Below are 25,009 nucleotides of genomic sequence, written 5' to 3'. Positions count from 1 at the left end.
GCCGCTTTTTCAGAATCAGCTGTGTTTTTCCGTGAAGCGGCGGATTCTTTCGACCGCTTCTTCTAAAAGATCAAGTGACGTTGCGTAAGATAAACGGACGTTGTCCGGTGAGCCGAAGCCCGAGCCCGGCACGATGGCGACTTTTTCTTCTTCCAGAAGCGCCTTGACGTATTCATCGACATCTTTGAATCCGCAGTTTTCTGCGGCCGCTTTGGCGTTAGGGAACAAGTAAAACGCCCCTTCAGGCTTGACACAGGTGAATCCGGGAATTTCACTGAGCTGAGAGTAAATGGTGTTCAGTCTGTGCTCAAATGCCTGTCTCATCTCTTCCAGCGGCTCAGCCGGACCGTTATAGGCCGCAATAGCGCCGTATTGAGCGATGGACGTCGGATTTGATGTGCTGTGGCTCGCAAGGCTCGTCATCGCTTTAATAATCGTCTCCGAACCCGCCGCATAGCCGATCCTCCAGCCCGTCATGCTGTGAGATTTCGAAACGCCGTTAATGATGATCGTCTGCTCTTTCAATACATCTGAAAGCTGTGCGATTGAGACGTGTTTTTTTCCTCCGTATGTAAGCTTCTCATAAATCTCGTCAGAAACGATCAGAATGCCATGCTCCAGACACACTTTTCCGAGTTCCGCAAGCTCTTCTTTCGTATACATAACACCTGTCGGGTTGCTCGGTGAATTGATAATGAGCGCTTTTGTTTTCTCGGTGATAGCCTGCTTCAGCTGCTCCGGTGAAATTTTAAACTGATTGGATTCCAGCCCTTCTGCATAGACGGGACGCCCCCCTGCCAGTTTCACCTGCTCAGGGTAGCTGACCCAGTAAGGAGTCGGTATAATCACTTCGTCCCCTTCATCAAGAATGACCTGAAATAATGTATACAGAGCGTGTTTCGCTCCGGTGCAGACAATGATTTCTGACGGCTTATATTCAATCCCCTGATCGTTTTTGAATTTTTTTGCGATACTGTCTTTCAGCGCCGGCAGACCGCCTGAAGGCGTATATTTTGTGTGGCCTTCATTCATGGAACTCGCCGCGGCATCTATAATGTGCTGAGGCGTATTAAAATCCGGTTCTCCTGCTCCGAGGCCGATGACATCATGGCCTTCTGCTTTCAGCTCTTTCGCTTTTGCAGTAATTGCAAGTGTTGCAGACGGTGTTAATGCGGATACTCTTTTTGCCAATTTCAACTTGAACTCCCCCTAATACGTCTCACGGTGTGATGTTTTTGAGAATCTTGCCGCTTGTAAAGTCCACATAGCTAAAGCTATACTGCCCGCTTTTGTTGATATAGGTCACTTCCCATAACGGAACATTGTTTTCTCTCGCCGGGTGAACGCCATTCAGCTTGGAAACAAGCCCTTCGTCCCGAACGATCTTGGCAGCCTTGCCGCTTGAAATGCCGTCACTGGCTTTTTTTGAGAGAATTTTTGCTTTTTTGTCGGCCGGAACCCATACATACATATCTTTTCCATGTTTATCCGTTCCGGTAACAACATAATATTTCTGTTTGCCGACAAAGGTCTCCACTTTCTCAGCATCTGTCAAATCCGTTTTTTCTTTAGCGGCTGCGGCAGCTGTTTCGTGGCCTTCTTCTTTTTGAGCCATTGCAGATTTAAAAATGCTGGCCGAAAATAAAAGAACTGCTAAAAAAATAATACCAAATACAGCTGTAAATATTAATGCTTTTTTTCTCATCTTTTTCACCTATGTACGATAAATGGTGAAGACCGCTTCATTTTGATTTTCTTCGTCGAGCGCAAGGCCGAACATCAGATTGTCCCGTTTCAAAGTCCGGTTTAATGTATCGACGATTTTATATAAATCATCTGAATGCTCCACATTAATCGTTGACAGAATTTCAATTTTGCTTTCCATTTTTATACCCTCCATCGGTCGAACAAATTTTGTTAGTCATAACGGGATGCGCCCGCGGCATAATAAAATCACAAGGCGGCATGAACCCGCTTTTACTATAAAAACAATTCCTCATCCCACACCACGAAAGCCGCGTTTATGCGGCTTTTATTCCGTTTGGCTGACATAAGCCCCGAGTTCGGCATCCGTCAGCTCCAAAAGAGATGAAGTCGGGAGCGCTTCAAGAAACAGCCGTCCGTATCCCGCCGTCTTTACACGCTGATCTAAAAGAACGATTGTTCCCTTGTCTCCCGCCGTACGGAGCAGGCGCCCGATCCCCTGTCTGAACGTTAACACGGCCTCAGGCAGGGAAATCGTCTGAAACGGATTTTTCCCCTGCTTCTTCGCAAATTCGCATTTTGCGGCGTGAAGCGGATTGTCAGGCGCCCTGAAAGGAAGTCTTGCGATCATGACAGTTGACAATTCATCCCCCGGAAAATCAACGCCTTCCCAGAAATGATTCGTCCCGAGCAAAATCGCCCGGCTTGCCGTTTTAAAGGTTTTCATTAATTTACCGGGACTCCCGCCCGAAATACCTTGGGCGAGAAGCTGAATGCCTGAGATCTCCATACTGAGTTTCAGTTCCTGATACACTTTTTTCAGCATATCATGAGACGTAAACAGGACAAGGATCTTCGGCTGTTTTCCCTTTGACATGATTTCCGCATACTTGGCAATATGCTCAATGACTTCCCGCTCCCCGTCATATTTAACGGATTTCATCTCTTTCGGAATGATGACGTTCATCCGATCATCGTAAGAAAAAGGAGACGGGATGCTTTTGGTGCGCGGATAAAAATCCGCAAGTCCGAGCCTTTCAATCATAAATTGAAAAGACTGCTCCACCATTAAGGTCGCTGATGTGAGCACAACGCTTTTTTTGCGGGCGAAAAACTGGTCTGCAAGCATTTCACCGGGCTCCAAAGGCTGCGCATAGATGCTGACGGCGTTTTTTGCGCCCTTCGCATCAATTTCAACCCAAACGGCTTCTTTCTCATCATTTTCAAACAGCAGCCTACTGAACGTATCGCGATATTCTTTCAGCCCCCTGATACACTTTACATATTCGGCCGCTAAAAAAGCCGCTCCGCTTTTCATCTGATCAAGCTTTTGATGTAACAGTTTCTCCTGTACTGAAAACATGTCAAGCAGCTGATCCAGCATCGCACAAAGCCGCTCCGCTCCGTCCGTTATCATGTGAAACCCTTTATCCTGGCTTTTATGATTGAGACTATAGACGAGACGGTTCAGATCGTCTTTAGGTTTTCTTCGTTTGACAAAAGAATGCACTGAACTGAAAAATGCGTCGCTTTCCGATTGAATATGCTTCATCCACTCATCGGCATCAAAAAAACTTTCCGCCGGCAGTTCATACGTATAAAACAGTTTTCTCATCCGCTTTAACAGTCCGTGTTCCTTTAAGGTTCCGATTCGGCTGAGCTTTGTGTGCAGTCCGATGTATGAAGCTCTCTTCCCGAGGTGCTCGCTGGCGGCGCGTTCGAAATGATGCGCTTCATCAATGATGACCGTTCCGCTTGCAGGCAGTTTTTTCGTTTCACTGCTTTGATCTGAAAACAGCAAAGCATGGTTTGTGATAATCAGATCTGCGGCCTGCGCTTTTTCTTTAGCCCGTTCATAAAACCCGGCAGCCGAGTCCTTCCCTTTTTTCAAAAAAGAATTCTCATCGTAAGCCATGCGCTCCCACAGCAATCTGCCGCCTGATGGAAGATTCAGCTCAGCGGCGTCGCCCGTTTCAGTCTCCGTCAGCCAGACGAGAAGCTGTGCTTTCGTCAAAACCGCATCATAGTTGTCATCTTCCTCATGCAGAATATGTTCAAACTTAGGCAGGCACAGATAATGTGATTTCCCTTTTAAAATAGCGGCTTTGACCGGCCAAGGAAACATACGCTCCAAAAGCGGAAGATCTTTAGACATGATCTGCTGCTGCAAAAGAGTAGAGTACGTGCTGATAATCACGGGAGTTTGTTCCGCTTTGGCAAATAAAACAGCCGGAACGAGATAACCGATCGTTTTTCCGATGCCGGGCGCCGCTTCAATCAGCGCATGCTCCCGATTACGGAAGGCGCCGAGCACTTCATCCATCATCGAAAGCTGCCCATTCCGCTTTTCATAGCGGGGGATGATATCGGATAAGATCTGTTCTTTTTCTTCGTTCCACTTTTCAAGGTCAATGGCCGCATTCACCGGACGGGAAACCGGAATGTGATCGGGCTCTTTAATTGAAAAAGAGGCGTATGGAATGCAGCTCTTTTCTTCCGCCGGCCTGCTTTCATGTATAAAAGAATCCAAAAGCAGCGTCAAATCGCTGATAAAATGCTGTGAAAGCCTTCTAAGCTGCTTTAACGTCGGTAAAGGCAAATGTTTCAGTTTATGTAAAATGTCTAAAAAGACCAGTCCCGTAACCTCCGCATCGCTGTCTGCGCGGTGAGGGCGGTCATGAACAATATTCAGCTCCGCGCACAACTCACCGAGCTTATATCCTTCAAACCCCGGGAAAACAATACGCGAAAGCTCAACCGTATCAAGCACTTCACAATCCGGCAGCTCATAGCCCGCTTCGCTCAGTTCATGCCGGACAAATCCGAGGTCGAAATGAATATTGTGGGCAACAAAATACGCGCCGTCAAGCAGATGAAAAATCTCCTCTGCGACCGCTTCAAACGGCAGTTCATTTTCAACCATTCCGGACGAAATTCCCGTCAGCTGTTCAATAAACGGCGGGATGACCTGATTCGGATTGATATATTTTGAAAACCGCTCAGTTATTTGTCCATTTTCAATGACAACCGCTGCGATTTGAATGATTTTATCGCCCTTTTTCGGCGAATTTCCTGTTGTTTCGACATCTATGACAACGAACCGTTGTTTGTTCATTAAAATGGACACCTCAATTCTTGCATACGAGAAAAGTGTAACACGTTTTGTTGAGAAATGGAGCGGAAAAACAGCTTTTGCCCCTAAATCTTAAAAGAAAACCCCCATGAAGGGGGCTCTTTTACAAAATCGTGTGTGCCGGCTCCTGGCCCAGCATCTGCTCGATTTTATTCTGATCATCCAGTACGGCCACCTTCGGCTGATGGCTTTTTGCTTCCTGATCAGACATCATTTGATAAGAAATAATAATGACTTTATCTCCTTCTTGGACGAGACGGGCGGCAGCTCCGTTTAAACAGATGACGCCGCTCCCCCGCTTACCGGGAATAATATACGTTTCAAGTCTCGCTCCGTTGTTATTATTCACAATCTGAACTTTTTCATTAGCGAGCATTCCGACGGCATCTAAAAGATCTTCATCAATCGTAATACTGCCGACATAGTTTAAATTGGCTTCCGTCACGGTAGCGCGGTGCAGTTTTCCGGCCATCATAGTGCGGTACATATTATGATCTCTCCCATTCATCAATATCAATAATGATATTATCAATCAGTCTGGCTTTAGAAAATTGGACGGCGCAGGCCAGAATGACCTTGCCGTTTAATGTTTTAAGCGGAGTCAGCTCCGGATAAGCGTACAGTTCGGCATAATCAATGACGCCGCTTGTGTTTTCGATGATATCGGTGACGGTTTTTATGACGGTTTCCGGATTTCTTTCACCGTCTTTGATCAGTTCGGCACCTTGCTGCAATGCTTTATAGATCATCGGCGCTTCTTTGCGTTCCTGCTCAGTCAGATAGACGTTGCGAGAGCTTTTGGCAAGTCCGTCTTCTTCTCTGACCGTGTCCACTGCAACCAATTCGATATCCATAAAGAAATCCTCAATCAATCCGTCCACAACCGCTGCCTGCTGGGCATCTTTCAGGCCGAAGTAGGCGCGGGTCGGTTTAACGAGATTGAAAAACTTCGTCAGCACAGTGGCCACTCCGTCAAAATGGCCGACGCGGGAGGCGCCGCACAACACGTCAGTTCTCCTTTTCACTTGCACGGCAACATTTTGCTCGCCTTTATACATGTCACTTGGAGACGGCGTAAACAAAACATCTGCCCCCGCCTGTTCTGCAAGCCGGGCATCGCGCTTTAAATCCCGCGGATATGCTTCGTAATCCTCGCCCGGTCCGAATTGAGTCGGATTGACAAAGATGCTCATCACGACAATATCGTTTTCTTTGCTTGCTTTTTCAACCAGCGTCAGATGTCCTTCATGAAGAAAACCCATTGTCGGGACGAATCCGATCGTCCGGCCTTCTGAGCGGTATTGTGCAATTAATTCTTTCAGCTGTTGAGTTTCTGTCAGTTGTTTCATCGCTTACTTTCCTCCGTACAAGCCTTGCAGCACAGTTTGGTTTATCTGAAAGGAATGCTTTTCTTCCGGGAAAACCCGTTCTTTCACATCACGGACATAATCACTGAGGGCCGACTCAATCGTGCCGTCGATTTTGGCGTATTGCTTCACGAACTTGGGTGTTCTGTCCACGCCGTGGCCGACGACGTCATGATAAACAAGGACTTGGCCGTCCGCTTTTGAACCGGCTCCGATTCCGATGACGGGAATGGATACTTCTTCTTTTATTTTAGCAGTCAGTTCAGCAGGCACGCATTCAAGCACGAGCATCATCGCTCCTGCCTGCTCGCATTTGATGCTGTCTTCAATGAGCTTTTTCGCGCTTTGCTCATCTTTTCCCTGCACTTTATATCCGCCTAATACGCCGACAGACTGCGGTGTGAGGCCTAAATGGCTGACGACGGGAATTCCGCCGAGAGTCAGCGCACGGATGGATTCGAAAACGCCGTCTCCGCCTTCCAGCTTTAACGCGTCCGCGCCGCTTTCCTGAATAATGGCCGCGGCGTTTTTCAATGTATCTTCTTTTGAAAGGTGGTAAGACATAAACGGCATGTCAGTTACGATAAACGTATTTTTCGCACCGCGTTTTACCGCTTTTGTATGGTGAATCATGTCACTGACCGTTACGCCGACTGTTGAATCGAGTCCGAGCACGACCATTCCGAGCGAATCCCCGACTAAAATCATGTCGACTCCCGCCTGTTCCGCAAGCTTTGCCTGCGGATAATCGTAAGCGGTCAGCATCACGATCGGCTCTCCGTTTTCCTTCATTTTCATGAAATCCAGTTTTGTTTTCATTCTGTTTCTCCTCCTCTAAACGGTGAGGAGATGAGCCGCCAATTCTTCGCAAGCAAAAAAGCCTTCTGTAAAATAAGAAGGATTCCCACTTGTTTAACGTTCGGCGAATGTCATCCCTCTGTCCCAGTCCTTTTTTGGATCAAGGCAGACTTTTCGTAATCTCTGTTCTGCTGATCAGGTGCAGTTCATTATGATACTGCCCATAGGAAGTATACCAAATTCACGAGGCTTGTACCAACTAAGATTAATTGAGCTCAATATCGGCAGAATAGATCTTCTTTATACCGTCTCTCGTTTCCAGGAGAAGAACTCCCTCATCATCAATGCCGAGCGATTTCCCGTAAAACGTTCCTTGCAGCGTTCTCGCTCTGAGCTCGTTCCCCAGTCCGACCGCATAGCTTTCCCATAGCAGCTTGATCGGTGTAAAGCCGTGGTTCAAGTAATCCTGATAGCGTTTTTCAAAAGTCAGCAAAATCTCTTGTATCAGACCCGCTCTGTCAATTTTTTCGCCAGCTTCCATGCTCAGGCTCGTCGCAATGTCCTGAAGCTCGCCGGGAAAATCGGCTTCCTGCTGGTTCACGTTGATGCCGATCCCGAGAATAACCGAACGGACATGGTTTTCTTCTGCCTGCAGCTCAGTTAAAATCCCGACGGCTTTTTTGCCGTGAATCATTAAATCATTCGGCCATTTAATGGCGGGCTGTACTCCTGTAAAGGCCTCGATGGCCTGAACGACCGCAACAGCGGATAACAGGGTGAGCTGCGGCGTTTTTTGCAAAGGAACGTCGGGTCTCAGAATGAGGCTCATCCAAATCCCGTTTCCCTCCTGTGAATGCCACACTCTGGCCATTCTTCCTCTGCCTGCCGTTTGTTTATCGGCGACTACGAGCGTCCCTTCCGGCGCACCGTCATTGGCAAGTTCATGAGCGGTTTTTTGGGTGGACGGCAGGACGTCCCGGTAATGAAGCTGTTTGCCCAAAACCTCTGTTTTCAGCCCGAAACGGATTTCGGATTCACTGAGTTTCCCCGGTTTTTTAATGAGCCTGTACCCTTTTCGTCTGACCGCCTCAACCTCATAGCCCTCTTTGCGGAGCTCCTCTATATGTTTCCAAACGGCGGTTCTCGAGCAGCCGAGCGCGTCACTTATTTTCTGCCCGGAGATAAAGCCGTCACCCGCCTCAGAAAATAAATCAATTAATCGGGTTCTTAATGTTGATCCCATGATGCGAGCCACTCCTTTATGTCATGTTTTCGGTTAGGGAGCTTCCCTGCCAATACCGCTTCTTCGATCCGGCGAAGTTCTTCGGCCACCCATTTACCCGCGCGGCGGTTTCTGAGCTCCATCAGATCAGCGCCTGAAATGTCGAGGTCTCGAAGGCTTTTGATCGGCAGCTGATCATACAGGCTCTGAACCTCTTTCAGCTTTTGTTCATCAATCGTCTTATGCTTTTTCAGCATCCCGATTTTAACGGCTGAAAACAGCGCCTCTCCCGCCCGGTACATCGCTTCCGCTTCCAGCTGCGCCGGATAAATGCTTATGATCTGCACCGCTTTTTTTATGACTTTTCCCGGCAGTTTCCATTGTTTTAAAAGCGCCTCGGCGCTTTTCGGACAAAGACCGAGAAACAATAACAGCGCTGCCCAGCGTTCTTCGCGTGCATCTAAAGAAGAAAACGGAAATCCGCTCGCTTCAAGCATTTGCTGCTCATAACCGGAAAGGCCGGGCAGCTCTTGTATCAGACCTGTTTGCACCATCGTTTGGATCGCTTCTTGTGAGGAAGCGCCCTGCAGCAGCTTTTCAAATTCGACGGTCTTTCGTTCTACTGATACATGTGCCAAAAGCTCCCTGTCTTTTATGACGGCCTCTCTTGTTTCTTTTTCTAACAGAAAGCCGAGCTGACTCATAAAGCGGACGGCTCTCATCATCCGCAGAGCGTCTTCCCGAAAACGGTCTTCAGGATTACCCACCGTACGGATCAGCTTTTGACCGATATCATGCGCGCCTCCGAAATAATCAAGCAGCTCTCCCTCGGCAGACATCGCCATCGCATTTATCGTTAAGTCTCTCCGCTTTAAGTCTTCTGATAAAGAAGTAATGAACCGCACAGCTTCAGGGCGCCGGTAGTCCTTATATTCTGATTCGGCGCGAAAAGTGGTGACTTCATAGGTTTCATCTTCCCACAAGACGATTACGGTGCCGTGCTCTTTTCCTACATCGACAGTCCGCTTAAAGAGGCGCTCCACCTCATTCGGCGAAGCGCTGGTTGCGATGTCCACATCACCTATTTTCCGTTTCATATAGCTGTCTCTGACGGCTCCCCCGACAAAGTACGCCTGATGGCCCGCCTTCATCAGATGATGAAGGATGGGGAGGGCTTTGACAAATTCCTGTTCCATAAGATCACTCCGGTCCTGCCAATTCGTCATAAATCCGTTCATACTGACTGACGATTCTTTGCGAAGAAAAGGCGGTCTCCACCATTTTCAGCGCATGATCAGTCAATCGTTTGCTGAGCTGTTTATCTTCTAAAACGGCAAGCGCTTTTTCAGATGCCGCCTGAATATCTCCGACTTCCACCAGAAAACCGCTTACTTGATCTTTAATCACTTCCGGGATTCCGCCGATATTTGTTCCGATGCACGGCACGCCGCAGGCCATCGCTTCAAGGAGGACGAGTCCGAAACTTTCTTTTTCAGACAGAAGAAGCTTAAGATCGCTGATGGAATACAGCTCTTCCACTCTGTCCTGATTTCCGAGGAGCAGCACTTGATCCTGCAGTCCGTATTTTTCGACAAGCTGCCAAGCGACGCACTTTTCCGGCCCGTCGCCGACAAGCAGGAGCTTCGCCTTTGTGTTGGCTGCGATATTACGGAAAACGCGGATGACGTCTTTAACACGTTTTACTTTTCTGAAGTTCGAAACATGGATGACGACCTTTTCATCCGGCAAAATGCCATGCTTCTCTTTTATACTCTCTGTATTTTTCTTAAGATAAACACGTTCATCAATAAAGTTGTAGATGGTCTCAATTTTTTTATCCGGCTTGATTAAGTCATATGTTTCTCCGGCAAGCGCGGTTGATACCGCCGTCACTCTGTCGGACGCTTCGATGGCAAAACGGATTAAATCTTTTAATGACGGATCATATCCTAAAACGGTGATGTCCGTACCGTGAAGCGTCGTCACGATGCCAATGTCGCGCTTGAGCATCTGTTTGGCGAGATAAGCGCATACCGCATGCGGCAGCGCATAATGCGCGTGAATGATATCAAGATTTTCCCTCGCGGCAACCTCGGCGATTTTGCTCGCCAGCGTAAGGTCATAAGGCGGATATTTAAATACCGCGTATTGGTTGACTTCCACCTCATGAAAATGAATATTCGGATGATATGTATTTAATCTGAACGGGATGCTTGATGTGATGAAATGAACCTGGTGCCCTTTTTCCGCAAGCAGCTTGCCGAGTTCCGTCGCAATAATACCCGAGCCTCCGACACTCGGGTAGCATGTAATCCCTATTTTTAATGGTCTCATTGTCCGCCCCCAAAAACATCATCATTCAAAACGGGAAGCTGTTTTGAAAAGAAACCTTCGGCATACCCCGTCCCGGCTTCTTTACCATACAGTCTTTCCCTCGCTTCCACCATTTCGATATAACCGTTGGTCAGCGGTGTGTTCACTGACTGCGCCGTAGGAATAAACTGGCTTTGATAGGCGTGCAGGCTTTCTTTTTTCAGATCGATGGTTTCCGTTATGTCGATTACAAAGTCCGGACGGTGAAACCCGTTGATCATATAATAGTATACGCGCTGAGCCTTATGAGCCGGCAGTTCCTGGTGATCTCTGTATTTATGAATTCCCGCCGAGAACACCGCTTCTTCGACCAAAGCCGCCGCATTGCCGTGGTCAGGATGACGGTCTTTCGGATAAGGCATGAAAACGGTTTTCGGCCGGCAGGCTCTGATGACACTGACAATCCGGCGGATGCCCTCCTCACTTTTCAAAAGCCCGCGGTCGGGAAGCGTAAGCTGGATTCTCTCTTTTACGCCGAGAATTCGGGCCGCCTCTGCCGCTTCTTCTTTTCTTATCCCTACCGTTCCGTTAGATGATAGTTCGGCCTCGGTCAAATCGCATATCACCGCGGTTTTTCCTTGAGCCGTAAATTTTGCGATCGTGCCGCCCATACCGATCTCGACATCATCACTATGGGCGCCGAACGCCAGAATATCAACGTGTTCAGACATTCGGCTCTCCTCCGCGCACAAGATTGCGGAAATCAAATGCCCCGCCATCCAGCGTCCGGACGAGGATTTCCGCTGTTCCCATATTTGTGGCGAGCGGGATCGCGTATACGTCACACAGCCGGATCAGCGCCGAGACATCCGGTTCGTGAGGCTGCGCAGTTAACGGATCGCGCAGAAAAATGACGAGATCCAGGGCATTTGCTGCAATCAATGCGCCGATTTGCTGATCTCCGCCGAGCGGGCCGGATTGAAAACGTTCAACAGACAATCCGGTCGCTTCCTGGATTTTCAGGCCCGTCGTACCTGTCGCGTATAACTCATGATGGCTCAGTATATCTTTATATGCGGTCGTAAACTGAACCATATCCTGCTTTTTTTTATCGTGAGCAATCAAAGCAATTTTCATTTGATGTTCTCCCCCTTGCCGATTCAGTCGATAATATTTTCGAGTCCGTATACAAGCTGGTCGATTTTCATCACTTGCTCCACTGACAGCTTCACTCCTGACATAAAGGAAGCCCGGTTATAGGAGTCATGGCGCAGTTTCAGCGTCTGGCCGTCCATGCCGAACATGACTTCCTGGTGGGCGATAAGGCCCGGCAGACGCACGCTGTGAAGGCGGATGCCGTTTAATTCAGCACCGCGGGCGCCCGGCAGAATTTCTTTTTCATCAGGATGGCCCTGCTGCTTTTCTGTACGGACGCTTGAGATCATTTCCGCTGTTTTCAGCGCCGTTCCGCTCGGGGCATCCAGCTTTTGATCATGATGAAGCTCAATGATTTCTACATCTTCAAAATAGTTGGCGGCCATTTGTGAGAACTTCATCATCAGCACCGCGCCTAATGCAAAGTTCGGAGCGATGATGGCGCCGATTCCTTTTTCTTCAGTCAAGGCTTGAAGCTCCTCTAAATCCGCTTCAGAAAATCCGGTCGTTCCCACAACGGGGCGGACGCCGTGTTCAAGAGCGGCTTTCGTATGTTTTTTGCCGATTTCAGGCGTTGTCAAATCGATCAGCACATCCGGTTTTGTTTCTTGGAAACATGCGCGGATATCCGTATAAATAAGAGCGTCTGAATCAGCTGACATCACTTCCCGCAATGTTTGCTGATCGTATGTATGGTCAATGGCGCCGACAAGCTCAAAATGAGGCGTGCGGACGGCAAGTTTTACGGCCTCCTGGCCCATTCTGCCTCTCGGTCCGGCAATGACGACTTTAATGGTTTCATTTGACATGGTTTCTCCTACTTTCCTTCTTCTTTTCTAGTCCAGCGGTCTTTATCACGTGTATTAAATTTATGCATGACGCGGTTATGAGCTTCCTCCAATGAAATATCAAGGGAGTTGGCGAGGCAGATCAGGACGAACAGCACATCACCCATTTCCTCTTCCATGCTTTTCTCATTTTCCGTCGTTTTCTTCGGCTTTTCACCATAATAATGGTTGACTTCTCTTGCAAGTTCGCCCAGTTCTTCCGTGAGACGGGCCATCATGGCAAGCGGGCTGAAATAGCCTTCTTTGAATTGGCCGATATATTCATCGACCTCAGCTTGTAAGTCTTTCATCGTTTTGTCACTCACTGTGCGAATACCTCCTGTCATCTCTTCCATGTTAGCTAATTCAAGTACATTTGACAAATGTTAAAAACGGCAGTTTGCTGTTTTCTTTTGTATCCACTATAATATTTACGCAATCTTATGGAAGGAAAAGGGGTTTGATGCAATGCTTGGAGAAATCAGAATCAAAAACATTTGCTTTATTTTAATCGGCGCCGCTGTTTTTTCATTCGGACTGGTTCACTTTAATATGCAGAACAATTTGGCGGAAGGCGGATTTACCGGCATTACGCTGCTTTTATATGCGTTATTCCACATCAGCCCTTCTATTTCCAACCTGGTATTGAACATTCCTATCTTTTTCATCGGCTGGCGTATGCTCGGCCGGACGATGTTTGTCTATACCCTGATCGGCACCGTCTCTCTTTCTGTTTTTCTGAGTGTTTTTCAGCGCTACGAAATTCATATGCCGCTGTCCCATGATTTAGCGCTGGCCGCCTTGTTCGCCGGTGTATTTATCGGCGCGGGTCTCGGCATTATTTTTAAATACGGCGGCACGACGGGCGGGGTCGATATCATCGCCAGGCTGATCAACAAATTTTTCGGAATCCCGATGGGCCGGACGATGTTTGCCTTTGACGCCTGTGTCATTCTTCTTTCTTTGTTTACGTATCTTTCTTACAAGGAAGCGATGTACACGCTTGTAGCCGTTTTTGTCGCTGCGAGATTGATTGATTTTATACAGGAAGGCGGCTATGCCGCAAAAGGGGCAACGATTATTTCTTCGAAAAACGATTTGATCCAGCAAAAAATCATTGAAGAGATGGAGCGCGGCGTCACCGTTTTGAAAGGACAGGGATCATATACAAAAGAAGACAGGGACGTTCTTTACTGCGTCGTTCCGAAAAACGAAATTGTGCTTTTGAAAAGCGTCATCACTTCCGTTGACCCGCACGCCTTTGTTGCAGTAAGCGACGTCCATGATGTGCTCGGCGAAGGATTTACGCTTGATGAAAATAAAAATCCGATCAGACGATAATAAAAAGGCGGCTTTTGCCGCCTTTACTGTTCGTGTTTCCATTTGACAACCGGTGATTTTTTCTTTTTCAATCGGCGGGCGAATGCCGGACTGACATTGAGCGTCTGCTCGACGAAGCGCTGCGGCGTCAGTGCCAGCCATTGGTTTAAAGAGACGTCTTCGAAACGGTCGCTTTTGAAGATTTCCAGAAAGCGAAGCACGGTGTCACCGGTATTCTGAACATAATGTCCCATTGCAAAAGGAACATATCCTACGTCACCCGCTTGATAGTTAAATGTCCGCGCTCTTCCTTCCGCCGCAAACACCGTCATTTTTGCTTCTCCTGAAAGATAATACTGCCACTCGTCCGTATTCGGATGCCAATGCAATTCTCTCATGCCCCCGGGTTCGACCTCCACAAGAGCTGCGGCAATCGTTTTTGACACCTTAAACGTTTTTGAATCGACAATCTTTACTCTTCCCCCGCTGGTAACAAGGGGCTCCTGCCGGGAAAGCTTGTAGCTGAACGGCTCCAAAACGGTGCCTTCCGGGGAAGAAACTGCTGCCTGCTCAATAGGGGGAGGCGGTTTCAACTGGAACATGTAACGCTCTTTCTTGTGAATATAAGCCAACTCATAACCCGGAACACCGAAGTTCGCCTCCAGCACGCTGCGCGGGGTGTGGGCAAACCAGTCCGTTACTGAAAAGGTGCTGTTTTCTGAAAAAGAGCCGTCATCAAAGACGAGCAAAAACTCACTTCCCTGCTCTAATCCTTGAATGGAATGAGGAATGCCGGAAGGAAAATACCACAGATCCCCTTCACTGACATTATCAATAAAATTCCGCCCATTTTGATCGACCGCAGTTAAACGGACTCCTCCGTTAATCACATATCCCCATTCGGCTTCTTTATGCCAATGAAGCTCCCGCACAGCTCCCGGCTTCAGTCTCATGTTCACCGCCGCGATGTTTTTGGATACCGGCAGTTCCCTGACCGTCACCTCTCTGGACCATCCTCCGTCTTCAAGCCTCATATGCGTATCAGAAAATGAGAATTTCAAATTTTGAACCGTTCCTGCATCCGTTGAAGGCGGAACGAGCATGTCAGGATTCTGGAAGTCACGCGCGAGGTTTCGCGGTCCTTCGTCAGTCGCCCCTTTTCTGCCTCTGATCGGCTGCGGGAGGTGTTTTGAAGCCAATTGCTGGATGAGTTTTTTCACTGGCTTAGCTCCTTTACAGCAATTTGTGTTTATTTAGACTTAGGATACTCACGCTTTTTCTCTTTCTTTTTTTCCGCTCTGTATTTTCGGTAGCCGACATATGTCAGCGCAGTAATAATGATACCGCCTGTTGTCAGAATGACCCAGAGCAGCGAAGGATCAGCGTCATCCCGCTCCACCTTGTCAAAAACCCGCTTTAAATCCTGCTGCAGGAGCGTCAGACGCTCAAGCTTTGTTCCTTTTGTCATCTGCTGAAACCCTTCCTGCTCAATCACCTCGATATGTTTCGCCACCGTATCAAGCTGGCCGGCCGACACATCCATTGTCAGGCTGGGGTAAATTAAATCATATAATGATATAAATTCATTCCACTTTTCATTGAAATTTTCACTTCCGTTTCCGCTGACATCTTCTTTTAAGGCGCTGAATGTCGCCATAATCGGTCTTTCAAGCGAACCCCACAGCGGATCGGAGTGGTCTTCCATCGCATCCATTACCAACCTGAACTGGGCGGCTGCCCGGATTTTTTCGTTATCTGAGGCGTCTGCCTGTTTCAGAACGCGCACTAAATCATTGAAACCCAGAGTCACCTGCCTGACTTCGGCGCCGTTCAGTGAGTTTACGTGTGTCATTTTTTTCTTAAAGTAGCCAAGCACTTGCAGAGCCTCATCATACTGCGAATGCCGCGTCATTTGGAAAACGGTATCCGAAAGGTCGTTCAGTTCCTTGAGACCGTCCTCATCTTCAGCTTTGGCAGTTGTGATGAAACACATAAGAGCAAGTAAAAGACAGATCGTCAGCTTTCGTTTCATAGAGGTCCCTCCCACTCCTTCTCTTTACAGAATATGAGGAGCGGGACAAGGTTAGACCAAGATTCTATCAGTGTAAGTCAAGCTTTATCCGTCTTTTGGAAATCACCAAATAGTATGCAAGGCCGAGTGAAAATATGCTCAGCCAGAATGTAGCATAGCCGATCTCTTGCATATAGTCATTGAGCATTGAGTAGCGGGGCATCATGCCGAAAAGATAATCAATGACATCATTATGAAGCGTCCAAACAGCGGCAGCGGCAAGATGCCATAACCGGAACCGAAAATACGGGCTGTATAAAACGCCTTGAACGGCCATGGCAAAATGTGAAGCAATCAGCATGTACCCTTCCCAAGGCATCTGCCCCATTTTGGCCAGCACAAAGACATTCATTCCGACCGCCCACAGCCCGTATTTTACAAGGGTTACAAGAGCCAGCGCTTCAAACAGCGGCGCGTTTCTTTTCATGAGAAATGCCAGAAGCACGAACAGGAAGAAAAACGTCGCCGTCGGGCTGTCAGGCACAAATATCAGAAATCGGAACGGCGTGTCCGCAAGCTGAGGCACATACCAATAATAGCCGTACACCGTACCGATAAAATTAACGGCAAGAACAAGCAGAAGCATGCCGCGCAACCCTAAAAGATAAGAAATCCACCTCATACCATCAACTCTCAGTCCGTAAAAGTATGTATCATGCAAAAAAAGCTGACATCCGGTCAGCTCTTTTCATAAAAGTATATCCTGCTATTGTCTGCTTCACAATACGTTATTTCGCTGTCGTTTCAGAAATGAACTTCGCCAGCTGATCAAGCTGTTTGTCATTCCCTTTAAAAATACCGGCTGGCATCTGTCCTTTCCCTTTGACGGCGATTTTTTTAATTTCTTCCGGGCTCAGCCCGTTATCGACCAGGGACGGACCGGCGCTTCCGCCTTGAAGATTATCCCCGTGACAGGAAATACAGCCTTGTTCTTTAAATACCTTATAACCGTCTGATTCAGTATCAATGGCGGCTTCTTTTTTGATTTTCCCTTGCTCCTCCGCCTTCGCCCAGTCATGCGTCGCGACTGACTGCCACGTTAAAAAGACCGTAGCACAAAGCGCCAAAAGCATCATCCCGACCGCAACCGGACGCTTCCACGGCCTTCTTTCAGACCCCCTGTCGAGAAACGGAGCCAAAAGCAGCGACCCGAAGGCAAGACCCGGTATAATCATCGCGCCGATAACGGTGTAGCTCCCTGCGGCATATTCATATTTTAATAGCTGGTATAAAAATAGAAAATACCAATCCGGCAGCGGAATATACCCTGTATCCGTCGGGTCCGCCACCCGTTCTAAAGGCGGCTCGTGCACAATCGTTAAAACGAGAAATCCGACGAGGAAAACGGCCCCGACCATCCATTCTTTCAGCAGGAAGTTCGGCCAAAACGCCTCTGTCTTTCCAGGATACTCTGAATAGTCTTTCGGTATATTCGGTTTTTTTTCAGCCGGTATCCTTGAATCTCCTACAAACTTCATTCCTTTCCCCCGGTGCATGTCATCCCCTCCCTTTTATATCAGATTTGTATTAAAGCGGTCCTGAAATTCCCTGCTTGCGGATCATGACAAAGTGGGCGCCCATGAGCGCAAACAAAGCGGCAGGGAGAAAAAATACGTGAATCGCAAAAAATCTCGTCAGCGTTTGGGCGCCGACAATATCGTGGTGGCCGGCAAGAAGAGTTTTCACCTGCGCTCCGATCAATGGCGTCGCCTCCGCAATCTGAAGACCTACCTTTGTCGCAAACAGCGCCTTCATATCCCACGGAAGCAGATACCCTGTAAAACCGAGACCGAGCATCACAAAAAAGATCAGAACACCGACGATCCAGTTCAATTCCCGAGGCTTTTTATAAGCTCCCTGAAAGAAAACCCGCAGCGTATGTAAAAACATCATCACAATGACTAAACTTGCGCCCCAATGGTGCATACCCCTTACAATCTGCCCGAAAGCGACTTCATTCTGCAAATAATACACGGATTCCCACGCGTTTTTTATATCCGGCACATAATACATCGTTAAAAACATCCCGGACAGCACTTGGATAACGGTTACAAAAAACGTCAAACCGCCGAAACAATAGACAAAAGCCGAGAAATGGTGAGCGGGATTTACATGTTCCGGCACTTCATGGTCGGCGATATCCCGCCACATCGGCGTAATATCGAGACGTTCATCCACCCAGTCATAAATTTTATTCAGCATGTCACCCTTCCCCCCTAGGCTTTGCTTTTCCAAGATACAAAAAGCCGTCCTTTACTTTTTGCTCATAACGGTCAAGAGGCGCGAGCGGCGGCGTGCCCGGAACGTTCGTGCCGTCTTTTTCATACAGCCCGTAATGGCAGGGACAAAAGAATTTGTTCGGATTTTTAGGATCATTGTTCCAGTTTACGGTGCAGCCCAAATGTTTACAGATCGGAGAAAGCGCTATAATTTCATCCCCGTGCTTGTAAACCCAGGCTGACCTGGATTCTTCCGATTCGTACCAGGCGTCGACTTGATGAATTTTAAAGTCAAACCGCTTCGGCTCCTTCGTCAGCTCATCCACACTGACAACCTGCACCATTTTTTGATCTCCCGTCGGTTTTAATACCGGGTCCAGCGCAAAACGGACCATGGGCATAAGCGCACTGGCGGCCATAAATCCCCCCACGCCGGTGAGCGCATAGTTTAAAAATTGTCTTCTTGATATATCTTGTTTTCCGCCCATCTCTTCCCCCCCTAAAGATTGACCAAAAATTAACTAAAATAGAAAATAATTCAGAGATTTGACACCCTCATAATATATGAATCTTTCAGCAAGGTCAACAGAGGCAAAACGGGTGTTTTGCGGGATGCCTGGTGTTTTTAAGAATTGTTCCACTTCTGTAACAAAACGTTCAAAATTTCTCCGCACTTGTCATCCGCTATTTTTCTCTTTAAAGAGTCTTTCATATGTTCAAACGGAACGGCAGGTATGTATATGACATCAGACCCTATTTCAGAATCCTTCCATTTTTCGTCTGCCGTCAGGAACAAGGCGTGCCGGAAGTTGGTCATCACCTCTTCTTTGAGTTTTTGAAGCAGGTCAATTTGTGATTGGTCTATATCAACATATGTATAAGAGGGGAATAAATATACCCGTCCCTTCAATTGGCGCTCAAGCTCTTCAGAAAGCAATTGGGTGCTTTCCCCCTGTTCAACAGCCTCTTTTAAGCCTCCTGAAGATGTTATGGAAATTAACGGAATGACAGCGGTATCAATGTAATCCGCAGATTGTAAATAGGCATCGGCATCAGCGGCCCTCCATCTCATGTCTCGTTCCTCCTCTTTACGCAACAAGCCTTGCATACTCTGCAAGGCTGTCATTTATGTGAGCTGATTCAATTGGCGGGAAAGCTTTTCAAATGTTTCTTTGTCGTGGCGGTCCAGCGCCTCGTCGATATCTTTAAGCAGCTTTTCCCGCTGGAAAGTGGAAATGGCATGTTCTAATATTTTTTCGGCCATTCCCTGATCCTGTTTATTTTCAAACAGGTCTTTCGGCAGATGCGGATTTGATTCAAGAACAGCGGCATATTCCGGTGAGCTGTAGGCCGAACGGAAATTCAGCTGGATAAATAAATCCTGCTGTTTATTTAACCGGATGTCGTGAAAAGATTTTTCCGCGTCCGTAGTCATGACATTTTCTTTGTAAAACCTAAACGGCACCTCATCAACGCAATGAGTAGACATGATAATGCCTCGCGGGCAAAATTCGGCTTGTTCTACAAAATGGACTTTTTCCATTAATGAATCATGACTCATTAAATAATTTAAAATCCAGACGCACTCCCGGCGTTTAAGCTGATAATGATTTAAAAACCAACGGATAAAATCCTTTTTTTCATTGACAGAAACAGGGGTCTGCATGTAATTCCCTCCTCTATCGATCGTATAATCTGACATCACTTATACATTCAGCAAGCATGGTCCAAAATCCTGCTTATCTTAAAAATTCATCCTCTATCCGTAAGATTGTTTCTTCAAGCTCTTCGTTTGTTCCATCCATTGAAAGCACTTGTTTTAAAAGCGGCAGCGCTTCTTTCTGGAGACCCTCTTCCAATAAGAAGTGAGCGTATTCATATAAGAAATCCCGATCATCCTGATAATGGAGATACGCAGCTTCGAAGCTTTTTTTCGCTTCAGCGTATTGCTCAAGGCCTGTATAGGCACCCGCCAAATACCAATTGTATTTCGGATCTTCTTCTCCGTAGCCGCGGACTTCCTGAATCAGATCAATAATCTCTTCAAAGCTTTCTTCTTTATGATAGACGGCTAGAAGCGTATGGAGCGCTTCCACGTAACCCGGATCGAGCGCCAGCGCTTCCTGAAGAAGCTTTTTGCCTTCCTCTTCGTTGCCGAGCTTTAACGCCATTTTCGCCGCATAGAGAAAAAGCTCTTTATTGTATTCATCGTAAGTAATACCTTCTTTAGCGGTTTTTAATGCATCTTCATACATGCCTTCTGCCTCGTAGCTTTTTGCAAGCGGCATATAAAGCGATGAATAGGAAGGATCAAGCCCTTTTAAATCAGACAGCTGCTTGATGGCTGTTTTGACCATTCCCGCCTGATAGGCTGTGAACCCGTACCCGAAAATCGTATTCGGTTCTGTATGTTCTGCCGCCGCTTTTTCATACCATGAAATCGCTTCCTCAAATTCACCCGCCGCGCTCAATGACTCAGCCAGCCTCTGATGAACATTTACGCCGCCGATTTCGTGCCGTTCTTTTGCCGTCTCTTCATAGTACGGAACGGCTTTTGCGTATGACCCCTGAGTGAAGTATAATTCCCCCAGAGCGAAATCAATAACAGGTTCATCTTGTAACATCGCTTTCGCCTGTAACAGCTTTTGCTCACTTACTTCAAATAAGCCCTGCATCTGATACAGATCAGCCATTAAAAGAAGGCTTTCCGCGTAAGACGGGTCTTCCGGAGAAATCGTCTCCAGCACCTCAAGAGCTTTTTCTTCTTCATCAATATCTATTAACAATTCGGCGTAAAAATTCGTCAGCTCAGACTCATCCGGATAAAGGTCATGCAGATCACTGATCAGCGCTAACGCTTTTTCGGCGTTTCCCCATTCATAGTAGAGCTGGGCTGCAATGGCTTTGTCTTCGTCATGAAGCTGCGTTTCAGCTTTTGAAAGCGCTTTGAGTCCCTTTTCGGTTTCACCTGCTTCAACTAATTTTATGGCTTCTTGAATCAATGTATTCAAATCAGACCGGTCCTTTCTTTTCCTATACCTCATCAACCAATGAAAAGGGTTTTTATTCGGGTTATTCTTATCATAATTCAGACAGGGCCTGCCCGCAAATAAGATGCTTCACCCGGCATTATAGTTTATCAGAAAATGGTTAAGAGGAAAACGGCAAAAAAGGGGACGGCATCTTTATACGCAAACAGCGCAATTTGTTCCGGCTGTTTCTGTAACGAAAACGCATTCCCCCTTTCTTTTATTTTTCTGTTTAAGACAAGCTATGTCAAAGCCCAAGATTTTATGACACATGAAGAAAAAAGCCCGAAGAATCGTCTTCAGGCTTTTTTGGCTAATTGATCTAAATGCTCAAAAAATGACGGATATGAGACATGGATCGCCTCAGTATCACGGATGTCAATCGGCTCTTCTGTCAGGCATGAAGCGATACCGAGCATCATGCCGATGCGGTGGTCGCCGTGGCTTGACACATCGGCTCCGCCCGCAAGCGTTTTTTTGCCGTGTATTTTCATGCCGTCTTCAGTCGGTTCAATGTCTGCACCGATTTTCCGGAGCTCTGATACGACGGTGTCGATCCGGTTCGTTTCCTTCACCTTCAGCTCCGCAGCGTCTTTAATGACAGTTGTACCTTCAGCCTGCGTTGCCAAAAGGGCGATAATCGGGATCTCGTCAATTAAACGGGGAATGATTTCTCCGCCGATTTCTGCCGCTTTCAGATCTGAAGACTCAATAACCAGGTCTCCGTAAGGCTCCGCGCTGTCCGCTTCTGAAGAAATCACTTCAAGTGAAGCCCCCATTTGCTTTAAGACATCAATCATTCCCGTGCGTGTCGGATTCAGGCCGACATTTTTCAGCACAATCCGGCTTCCGGGAACGACAGCACCTGCCGCGAGGAAAAAGGCTGCTGAAGAAATATCACCGGGCACGAAAATATCAGCCCCCCGAAGCTTCTGACCGCCCGTTACGGAAGCGCTCGTCTCCGTTTCCGCAAGCTCGGCGCCAAAAGCGTTCAGCATCCGTTCCGTATGGTCTCTTGATTTATGAGGCTCAGTGACGGTCGTCGTCCCTTCAGCCTGCAATCCGGCAAGCAGCACGGCGGATTTGATCTGCGCGCTTGCAACAGGGGAGACGTAATCAATGCCTTTCAATTGTCCGCCTCTTAAGGATAAAGGCGTAAATCCTCCGTCCGCTCTTCCGTCAATCGCGGCTCCCATCTGTTTTAAAGGCTCTGTCACCCTCTTCATCGGGCGCTTTGCAATACTTTCGTCGCCCGCTACCGTACTGTGAAATGGGCGTCCGGCTAAAATGCCGAGCATCAGGCGGATGGTCGTGCCGGAATTTCCGACATCAAGAAGGCTGTCAGGCTCACAAAGTGCGTCAATGCCCTTCCCGTATATCGTTACATCACTTCCGTTTTGTTCAATGGAGACACCCATTTTTCTGAAGCAGGCAATGGTGCTCAGACAATCGGCTCCGGGCAAAAAGTTTTTTACCGTTGTCGTTCCTTCCGCAAGCGCTCCGAACATAACAGAACGGTGGGAGATGGATTTATCCCCCGGAATATGAATTTCACCGTTTAAAGACGTCACTTTTTCTCTTTTCAATGTTTTCCACCTCAGTCAGCGTAAAATGTGTCATATTTAGCGCGGGATTGAATGCAGGTTTCCGCCCGCTTCCTGTCATCATCAGTCTGGAAACTGATTCTGAGAATTCCGTTAATATCTTCTCTTGTTTCGATAATGCGGATGTTGGTGATACTGATTTTTTCTTCTGCCAATATCGCCGTAATTTCCGAAATGACCCCCGGATGATCGGGAACATCGACATAAAGGTCATAAAAGGACGGGATCGCTCCTTTTTGACGGAGCGGCAGACCGTCGCGATAATCTTTCGCTTTTTTAAAATATCCGAACAGGCTGTCCGCATCTTCATTTTCTACATAAGATTCGATCGTGTCAATCTCCCGTTTCCATTCTTTGAAGCGGTCAAGCAGTTTATCTTTGTTATGAAGAAGTATGTCCCTCCACATCGCCGGACTGCTTGAGGCGATCCTGGTGATGTCCCGAAAACCGCCGGCTGCGAAACGTTTCAAAAACGGATAATCTTCTTCAGCATGATGAGCCTGATGTACGAGGCTTGCAGCAACGATATGAGGGAAATGGCTGATGACGCTCGTTACGCCGTCATGCTCCTCGGGAGTCATCTCCACAAAGTGGGCGTTTGCCGCTTTCAAAAGTTCCTTCAGATGCGTTACTGACTCTTTAGAAGTTGATTTTCCGGGTGTTAAAATGTAAAACGCATTTTCGAATAAAAATTCTTTCGCGGCAGCGGCCCCGGATTTATGAGATCCCGCCATCGGATGGCCGCCGACAAATTGATAGTGAGCCGGAAGCACTTTGTCGGCGTAGCTGACGACTTTCTGTTTCGTGCTGCCCACATCCGTAATCAGGAGTTCATGGGTGATGTCTGATTCGGCCAGCACATCGAGCATTTTCAGCGTTTGGGCGACAGGCGTGGCGATAATGACAACAGACGCTTGCTGCGCCCCTTCCGTAAATGAGCCGGCCCGCTCGTCAATAATTCCGAGCTTCAGCGCGGCAGTGAGCTGTTCTTCCGAAATATCCACACCGATAATCCGTTTATGCGGATGCTCCTTTTTGATGGCCAATGCGATCGATCCGCCGATCAGCCCGATCCCCGCAAGCAATATAGTATCCTTCATTTCACTCATTTCCTTTTTCAACTATTTTAATAGAGCAAAGAGGTGATGCCTGATCACCTCTTATAATATTGCAGCTAAAATTGTGAGAATTTCCTCATTCTGCTCTTTCGTACCGACCGTAATCCTTAACGCTGTCGGAAATCCGAGCGCCTGTCCTGAGCGGACGATATATCCTTTTTCCAACAGGGCTTGGAACAGTTCATCCGCCGGGCGGTTAAAATCAATGAGCACAAAGTTGGTTTGTGAAGGATAACAAGTTAATCCGTGAGTTTCTGCAAAATCATAATACTGCTTAAGGCCTGCTTTATTTTTCTCGACGCATTCCTGAATAAATGTCTGGTCATCAAGCGCTGCCAGTGCCGAAGCCTGACCGATTCTGCTCGTATTGAACGGCTCTCTCGCCGGTTCAATCTGGCGGATCAGCGCTTCGTCCGCAATGCCGTATCCGACACGCAGCGCGGCAAGTCCGTACGCTTTAGAGAAGGTGCGGAGGATCATGACATTCGCATATTGCTTTAAAAGCGGAATGCTTTCTGGGTAATCTTCCGCCGTAACATACTCGTAGTACGCTTCATCAAGTACAACGAGTATATGCTCGGGAACTCTGTTTAAAAAGGCAATTAGCTCTTGCTCAGAAGTATATGTCCCCGTCGGATTATTGGGGTTGCATACCCATATGACTTTCGTCTTGCCGTCAATTGCTTCCAGCATCCGGTCCAAATCATGAGCGCCGTCACTGCGGAGCGGCACCTCGCGCACCTCAGCGCCTTCAATCACCGCATTATGTCTGTATTGCGGGAAAGTCGGGGCAGCGGTAATCGTGTTTGCCTGATCATTTAATAAAGAACGGCAGATAATCTGCACAAGCTCATCAGAGCCGTTGCCGAAAATGATCGAAGATTCACTGACCTGCAGATGCTCACTGAGCCGTGTTCTCAAAGCGGCACTGTAACCGTCGGGATACAGCGCAAGCTGCTCAATCTCCTGATGCAGCGCATCTTTAGCGGCCTGTGAACAGCCGAACGGATTTTCGTTAGAAGCGAGTTTTACTACTTTCTCAAGCCCGTATTCCATTTTCACTTCTTCTATTGGTTTGCCCGGCTGATACGGTTTCAGCTGCCGCAGCTGTTCTTTAATCTGCAAATCC

Annotated in this window: 27 protein-coding genes; 1 reads left to right on the top strand and 26 read right to left on the bottom strand. The window is 47.6% G+C overall.

The features are described from left to right. Positions 1-15 precede the first annotated feature (15 nt). The 14 genes from ACNFN4_RS04480 to ACNFN4_RS04415 all read right to left on the bottom strand — a co-directional run bounded on the left by ACNFN4_RS04480 (position 16) and on the right by ACNFN4_RS04415 (position 12,845). Positions 16-1,197 (bottom strand): pyridoxal phosphate-dependent aminotransferase, encoded by a 1,182-nt coding sequence (locus ACNFN4_RS04480; protein ID WP_448200016.1) that lies wholly within the window; start codon positions 1,195-1,197, stop codon positions 16-18. Between the two features lie 22 nt (positions 1,198-1,219). Then, positions 1,220-1,705, bottom strand: a complete 486-nt coding sequence (tseB, locus tag ACNFN4_RS04475) for a cell wall elongation/penicillin-binding protein regulator TseB (RefSeq protein ID WP_007409483.1) — start codon at positions 1,703-1,705, stop codon at positions 1,220-1,222. A 9-nt stretch (positions 1,706-1,714) separates the two neighbouring features. Further along, positions 1,715-1,885 (bottom strand): YpmA family protein, encoded by a 171-nt coding sequence (locus tag ACNFN4_RS04470; protein WP_003153512.1) that lies wholly within the window; start codon positions 1,883-1,885, stop codon positions 1,715-1,717. A gap of 147 nt (positions 1,886-2,032) precedes the next feature. Next, entirely contained in the window at positions 2,033-4,819 is a 2,787-nt protein-coding gene (gene dinG / locus ACNFN4_RS04465) for an ATP-dependent DNA helicase DinG (RefSeq protein WP_448200015.1), read from the bottom strand. Between the two features lie 121 nt (positions 4,820-4,940). Further along, positions 4,941-5,324, bottom strand: a complete 384-nt coding sequence (gene panD / locus ACNFN4_RS04460) for an aspartate 1-decarboxylase (protein WP_003153510.1) — start codon at positions 5,322-5,324, stop codon at positions 4,941-4,943. Position 5,325: 1 nt separating this feature from the next. Then, the gene (panC, locus tag ACNFN4_RS04455; RefSeq protein WP_029973653.1) at positions 5,326-6,186 is read right to left on the bottom strand and encodes a pantoate--beta-alanine ligase; all 861 of its coding nucleotides are present in this window, start codon (positions 6,184-6,186) and stop codon (positions 5,326-5,328) included. Between the two features lie 3 nt (positions 6,187-6,189). Continuing rightward, complete coding sequence (gene panB / locus ACNFN4_RS04450) at positions 6,190-7,023, bottom strand: 3-methyl-2-oxobutanoate hydroxymethyltransferase (RefSeq protein WP_007409480.1); 834 nt, start codon at positions 7,021-7,023, stop codon at positions 6,190-6,192. A gap of 244 nt (positions 7,024-7,267) precedes the next feature. Then, positions 7,268-8,245 carry a bifunctional biotin--[acetyl-CoA-carboxylase] synthetase/biotin operon repressor gene (locus ACNFN4_RS04445; RefSeq protein WP_017418026.1) on the bottom strand — a complete coding sequence of 326 codons (978 nt, stop codon included), beginning with the start codon at positions 8,243-8,245 and terminating at the stop codon, positions 7,268-7,270. Next, positions 8,230-9,420: a CCA tRNA nucleotidyltransferase gene (locus tag ACNFN4_RS04440; RefSeq protein WP_022553039.1), complete on the bottom strand. Its 1,191-nt coding sequence runs from the start codon at positions 9,418-9,420 to the stop codon at positions 8,230-8,232. The genes ACNFN4_RS04445 and ACNFN4_RS04440 overlap by 16 nt, the downstream gene beginning before the upstream one ends. A gap of 4 nt (positions 9,421-9,424) precedes the next feature. Beyond that, positions 9,425-10,558, bottom strand: coding sequence for an N-acetyl-alpha-D-glucosaminyl L-malate synthase BshA (gene bshA / locus ACNFN4_RS04435; protein WP_020955989.1), 1,134 nt, complete (start codon positions 10,556-10,558; stop codon positions 9,425-9,427). Then, positions 10,555-11,268, bottom strand: a complete 714-nt coding sequence (bshB1, locus tag ACNFN4_RS04430; RefSeq protein WP_094295998.1) for a bacillithiol biosynthesis deacetylase BshB1 — start codon at positions 11,266-11,268, stop codon at positions 10,555-10,557. The genes bshA and bshB1 overlap by 4 nt, the downstream gene beginning before the upstream one ends. Continuing rightward, positions 11,261-11,674, bottom strand: coding sequence for a methylglyoxal synthase (gene mgsA / locus ACNFN4_RS04425; RefSeq protein WP_003153499.1), 414 nt, complete (start codon positions 11,672-11,674; stop codon positions 11,261-11,263). Before mgsA ends, bshB1 begins: the two co-directional genes overlap by 8 nt. Positions 11,675-11,697: 23 nt before the next feature. Further along, positions 11,698-12,501: a 4-hydroxy-tetrahydrodipicolinate reductase gene (gene dapB / locus ACNFN4_RS04420; protein ID WP_003153497.1), complete on the bottom strand. Its 804-nt coding sequence runs from the start codon at positions 12,499-12,501 to the stop codon at positions 11,698-11,700. 8 nt (positions 12,502-12,509) lie between these two features. Then, a complete protein-coding gene (locus tag ACNFN4_RS04415; RefSeq protein WP_003153495.1) occupies positions 12,510-12,845 on the bottom strand; it encodes a nucleotide pyrophosphohydrolase in 336 nt (111 codons plus the stop codon). Positions 12,846-12,987: 142 nt separating this feature from the next. Here ACNFN4_RS04415 and ACNFN4_RS04410 point away from each other — a divergent pair, with 142 nt between their 5' ends. Continuing rightward, the gene (locus ACNFN4_RS04410) at positions 12,988-13,860 is read left to right on the top strand and encodes a YitT family protein (RefSeq protein ID WP_003153493.1); all 873 of its coding nucleotides are present in this window, start codon (positions 12,988-12,990) and stop codon (positions 13,858-13,860) included. 23 nt (positions 13,861-13,883) lie between these two features. Here ACNFN4_RS04410 and ACNFN4_RS04405 read toward each other — a convergent pair whose 3' ends face one another. The 12 genes from ACNFN4_RS04405 to hisC form a co-directional block, all read right to left on the bottom strand. After that, complete coding sequence (locus ACNFN4_RS04405) at positions 13,884-15,059, bottom strand: oxalate decarboxylase family bicupin (RefSeq protein ID WP_326233309.1); 1,176 nt, start codon at positions 15,057-15,059, stop codon at positions 13,884-13,886. 29 nt (positions 15,060-15,088) lie between these two features. Beyond that, positions 15,089-15,871, bottom strand: a complete 783-nt coding sequence (gene ypjB / locus ACNFN4_RS04400; RefSeq protein ID WP_448200014.1) for a sporulation protein YpjB — start codon at positions 15,869-15,871, stop codon at positions 15,089-15,091. A 67-nt stretch (positions 15,872-15,938) separates the two neighbouring features. Continuing rightward, positions 15,939-16,532: a DUF1405 domain-containing protein gene (locus ACNFN4_RS04395; protein WP_021494235.1), complete on the bottom strand. Its 594-nt coding sequence runs from the start codon at positions 16,530-16,532 to the stop codon at positions 15,939-15,941. 106 nt (positions 16,533-16,638) lie between these two features. Further along, positions 16,639-17,406 carry a menaquinol-cytochrome c reductase cytochrome b/c subunit gene (locus tag ACNFN4_RS04390; protein WP_007409471.1) on the bottom strand — a complete coding sequence of 256 codons (768 nt, stop codon included), beginning with the start codon at positions 17,404-17,406 and terminating at the stop codon, positions 16,639-16,641. A gap of 31 nt (positions 17,407-17,437) precedes the next feature. Further along, entirely contained in the window at positions 17,438-18,112 is a 675-nt protein-coding gene (gene qcrB / locus ACNFN4_RS04385) for a menaquinol-cytochrome c reductase cytochrome b subunit (RefSeq protein ID WP_003153485.1), read from the bottom strand. Position 18,113: 1 nt separating this feature from the next. Beyond that, positions 18,114-18,617 (bottom strand): ubiquinol-cytochrome c reductase iron-sulfur subunit, encoded by a 504-nt coding sequence (locus tag ACNFN4_RS04380; protein ID WP_003153484.1) that lies wholly within the window; start codon positions 18,615-18,617, stop codon positions 18,114-18,116. 137 nt (positions 18,618-18,754) lie between these two features. Next, entirely contained in the window at positions 18,755-19,201 is a 447-nt protein-coding gene (locus ACNFN4_RS04375) for a YpiF family protein (RefSeq protein ID WP_110124225.1), read from the bottom strand. Positions 19,202-19,255: 54 nt separating this feature from the next. After that, a complete protein-coding gene (locus ACNFN4_RS04370; protein ID WP_003153482.1) occupies positions 19,256-19,795 on the bottom strand; it encodes a ReoY family proteolytic degradation factor in 540 nt (179 codons plus the stop codon). Positions 19,796-19,868: 73 nt separating this feature from the next. After that, on the bottom strand, positions 19,869-21,140 hold the full coding sequence (locus ACNFN4_RS04365; protein ID WP_014418250.1) for a tetratricopeptide repeat protein: 1,272 nt from the start codon (positions 21,138-21,140) through the stop codon (positions 19,869-19,871). Positions 21,141-21,457: 317 nt separating this feature from the next. Next, on the bottom strand, positions 21,458-22,744 hold the full coding sequence (aroA, locus tag ACNFN4_RS04360) for a 3-phosphoshikimate 1-carboxyvinyltransferase (RefSeq protein WP_419691082.1): 1,287 nt from the start codon (positions 22,742-22,744) through the stop codon (positions 21,458-21,460). Positions 22,745-22,755: 11 nt separating this feature from the next. Beyond that, on the bottom strand, positions 22,756-23,871 hold the full coding sequence (locus tag ACNFN4_RS04355; RefSeq protein WP_025649795.1) for a prephenate dehydrogenase: 1,116 nt from the start codon (positions 23,869-23,871) through the stop codon (positions 22,756-22,758). Positions 23,872-23,922: 51 nt separating this feature from the next. Further along, positions 23,923-25,005: a histidinol-phosphate transaminase gene (hisC, locus tag ACNFN4_RS04350; protein ID WP_014418253.1), complete on the bottom strand. Its 1,083-nt coding sequence runs from the start codon at positions 25,003-25,005 to the stop codon at positions 23,923-23,925. Positions 25,006-25,009 lie beyond the last annotated feature (4 nt).

This window comes from Bacillus sp. N1(2025) (assembly GCF_053470005.1).
This window is presented reverse-complemented; position numbering and strand designations above follow the sequence as displayed.

Coding starts and splice junctions, on each gene's coding strand:
- tseB (WP_007409483.1), bottom strand. CDS start 1,705: ATGAGAAAAAAAGCATTAATATTTACAGCTGTATTTGGTATTATTTTT.
- ACNFN4_RS04470 (WP_003153512.1), bottom strand. CDS start 1,885: ATGGAAAGCAAAATTGAAATTCTGTCAACGATTAATGTGGAGCATTCA.
- dinG (WP_448200015.1), bottom strand. CDS start 4,819: ATGAACAAACAACGGTTCGTTGTCATAGATGTCGAAACAACAGGAAAT.
- panD (WP_003153510.1), bottom strand. CDS start 5,324: ATGTACCGCACTATGATGGCCGGAAAACTGCACCGCGCTACCGTGACG.
- panC (WP_029973653.1), bottom strand. CDS start 6,186: ATGAAACAACTGACAGAAACTCAACAGCTGAAAGAATTAATTGCACAA.
- panB (WP_007409480.1), bottom strand. CDS start 7,023: ATGAAAACAAAACTGGATTTCATGAAAATGAAGGAAAACGGAGAGCCG.
- ACNFN4_RS04445 (WP_017418026.1), bottom strand. CDS start 8,245: ATGGGATCAACATTAAGAACCCGATTAATTGATTTATTTTCTGAGGCG.
- ACNFN4_RS04440 (WP_022553039.1), bottom strand. CDS start 9,420: ATGGAACAGGAATTTGTCAAAGCCCTCCCCATCCTTCATCATCTGATG.
- bshA (WP_020955989.1), bottom strand. CDS start 10,558: ATGAGACCATTAAAAATAGGGATTACATGCTACCCGAGTGTCGGAGGC.
- bshB1 (WP_094295998.1), bottom strand. CDS start 11,268: ATGTCTGAACACGTTGATATTCTGGCGTTCGGCGCCCATAGTGATGAT.
- mgsA (WP_003153499.1), bottom strand. CDS start 11,674: ATGAAAATTGCTTTGATTGCTCACGATAAAAAAAAGCAGGATATGGTT.
- dapB (WP_003153497.1), bottom strand. CDS start 12,501: ATGTCAAATGAAACCATTAAAGTCGTCATTGCCGGACCGAGAGGCAGA.
- ACNFN4_RS04410 (WP_003153493.1), top strand. CDS start 12,988: ATGCTTGGAGAAATCAGAATCAAAAACATTTGCTTTATTTTAATCGGC.
- ypjB (WP_448200014.1), bottom strand. CDS start 15,871: ATGAAACGAAAGCTGACGATCTGTCTTTTACTTGCTCTTATGTGTTTC.
- ACNFN4_RS04395 (WP_021494235.1), bottom strand. CDS start 16,532: ATGAGGTGGATTTCTTATCTTTTAGGGTTGCGCGGCATGCTTCTGCTT.
- ACNFN4_RS04390 (WP_007409471.1), bottom strand. CDS start 17,406: ATGCACCGGGGGAAAGGAATGAAGTTTGTAGGAGATTCAAGGATACCG.
- qcrB (WP_003153485.1), bottom strand. CDS start 18,112: ATGCTGAATAAAATTTATGACTGGGTGGATGAACGTCTCGATATTACG.
- ACNFN4_RS04380 (WP_003153484.1), bottom strand. CDS start 18,617: ATGGGCGGAAAACAAGATATATCAAGAAGACAATTTTTAAACTATGCG.
- ACNFN4_RS04375 (WP_110124225.1), bottom strand. CDS start 19,201: ATGAGATGGAGGGCCGCTGATGCCGATGCCTATTTACAATCTGCGGAT.
- ACNFN4_RS04370 (WP_003153482.1), bottom strand. CDS start 19,795: ATGCAGACCCCTGTTTCTGTCAATGAAAAAAAGGATTTTATCCGTTGG.
- ACNFN4_RS04355 (WP_025649795.1), bottom strand. CDS start 23,871: ATGAGTGAAATGAAGGATACTATATTGCTTGCGGGGATCGGGCTGATC.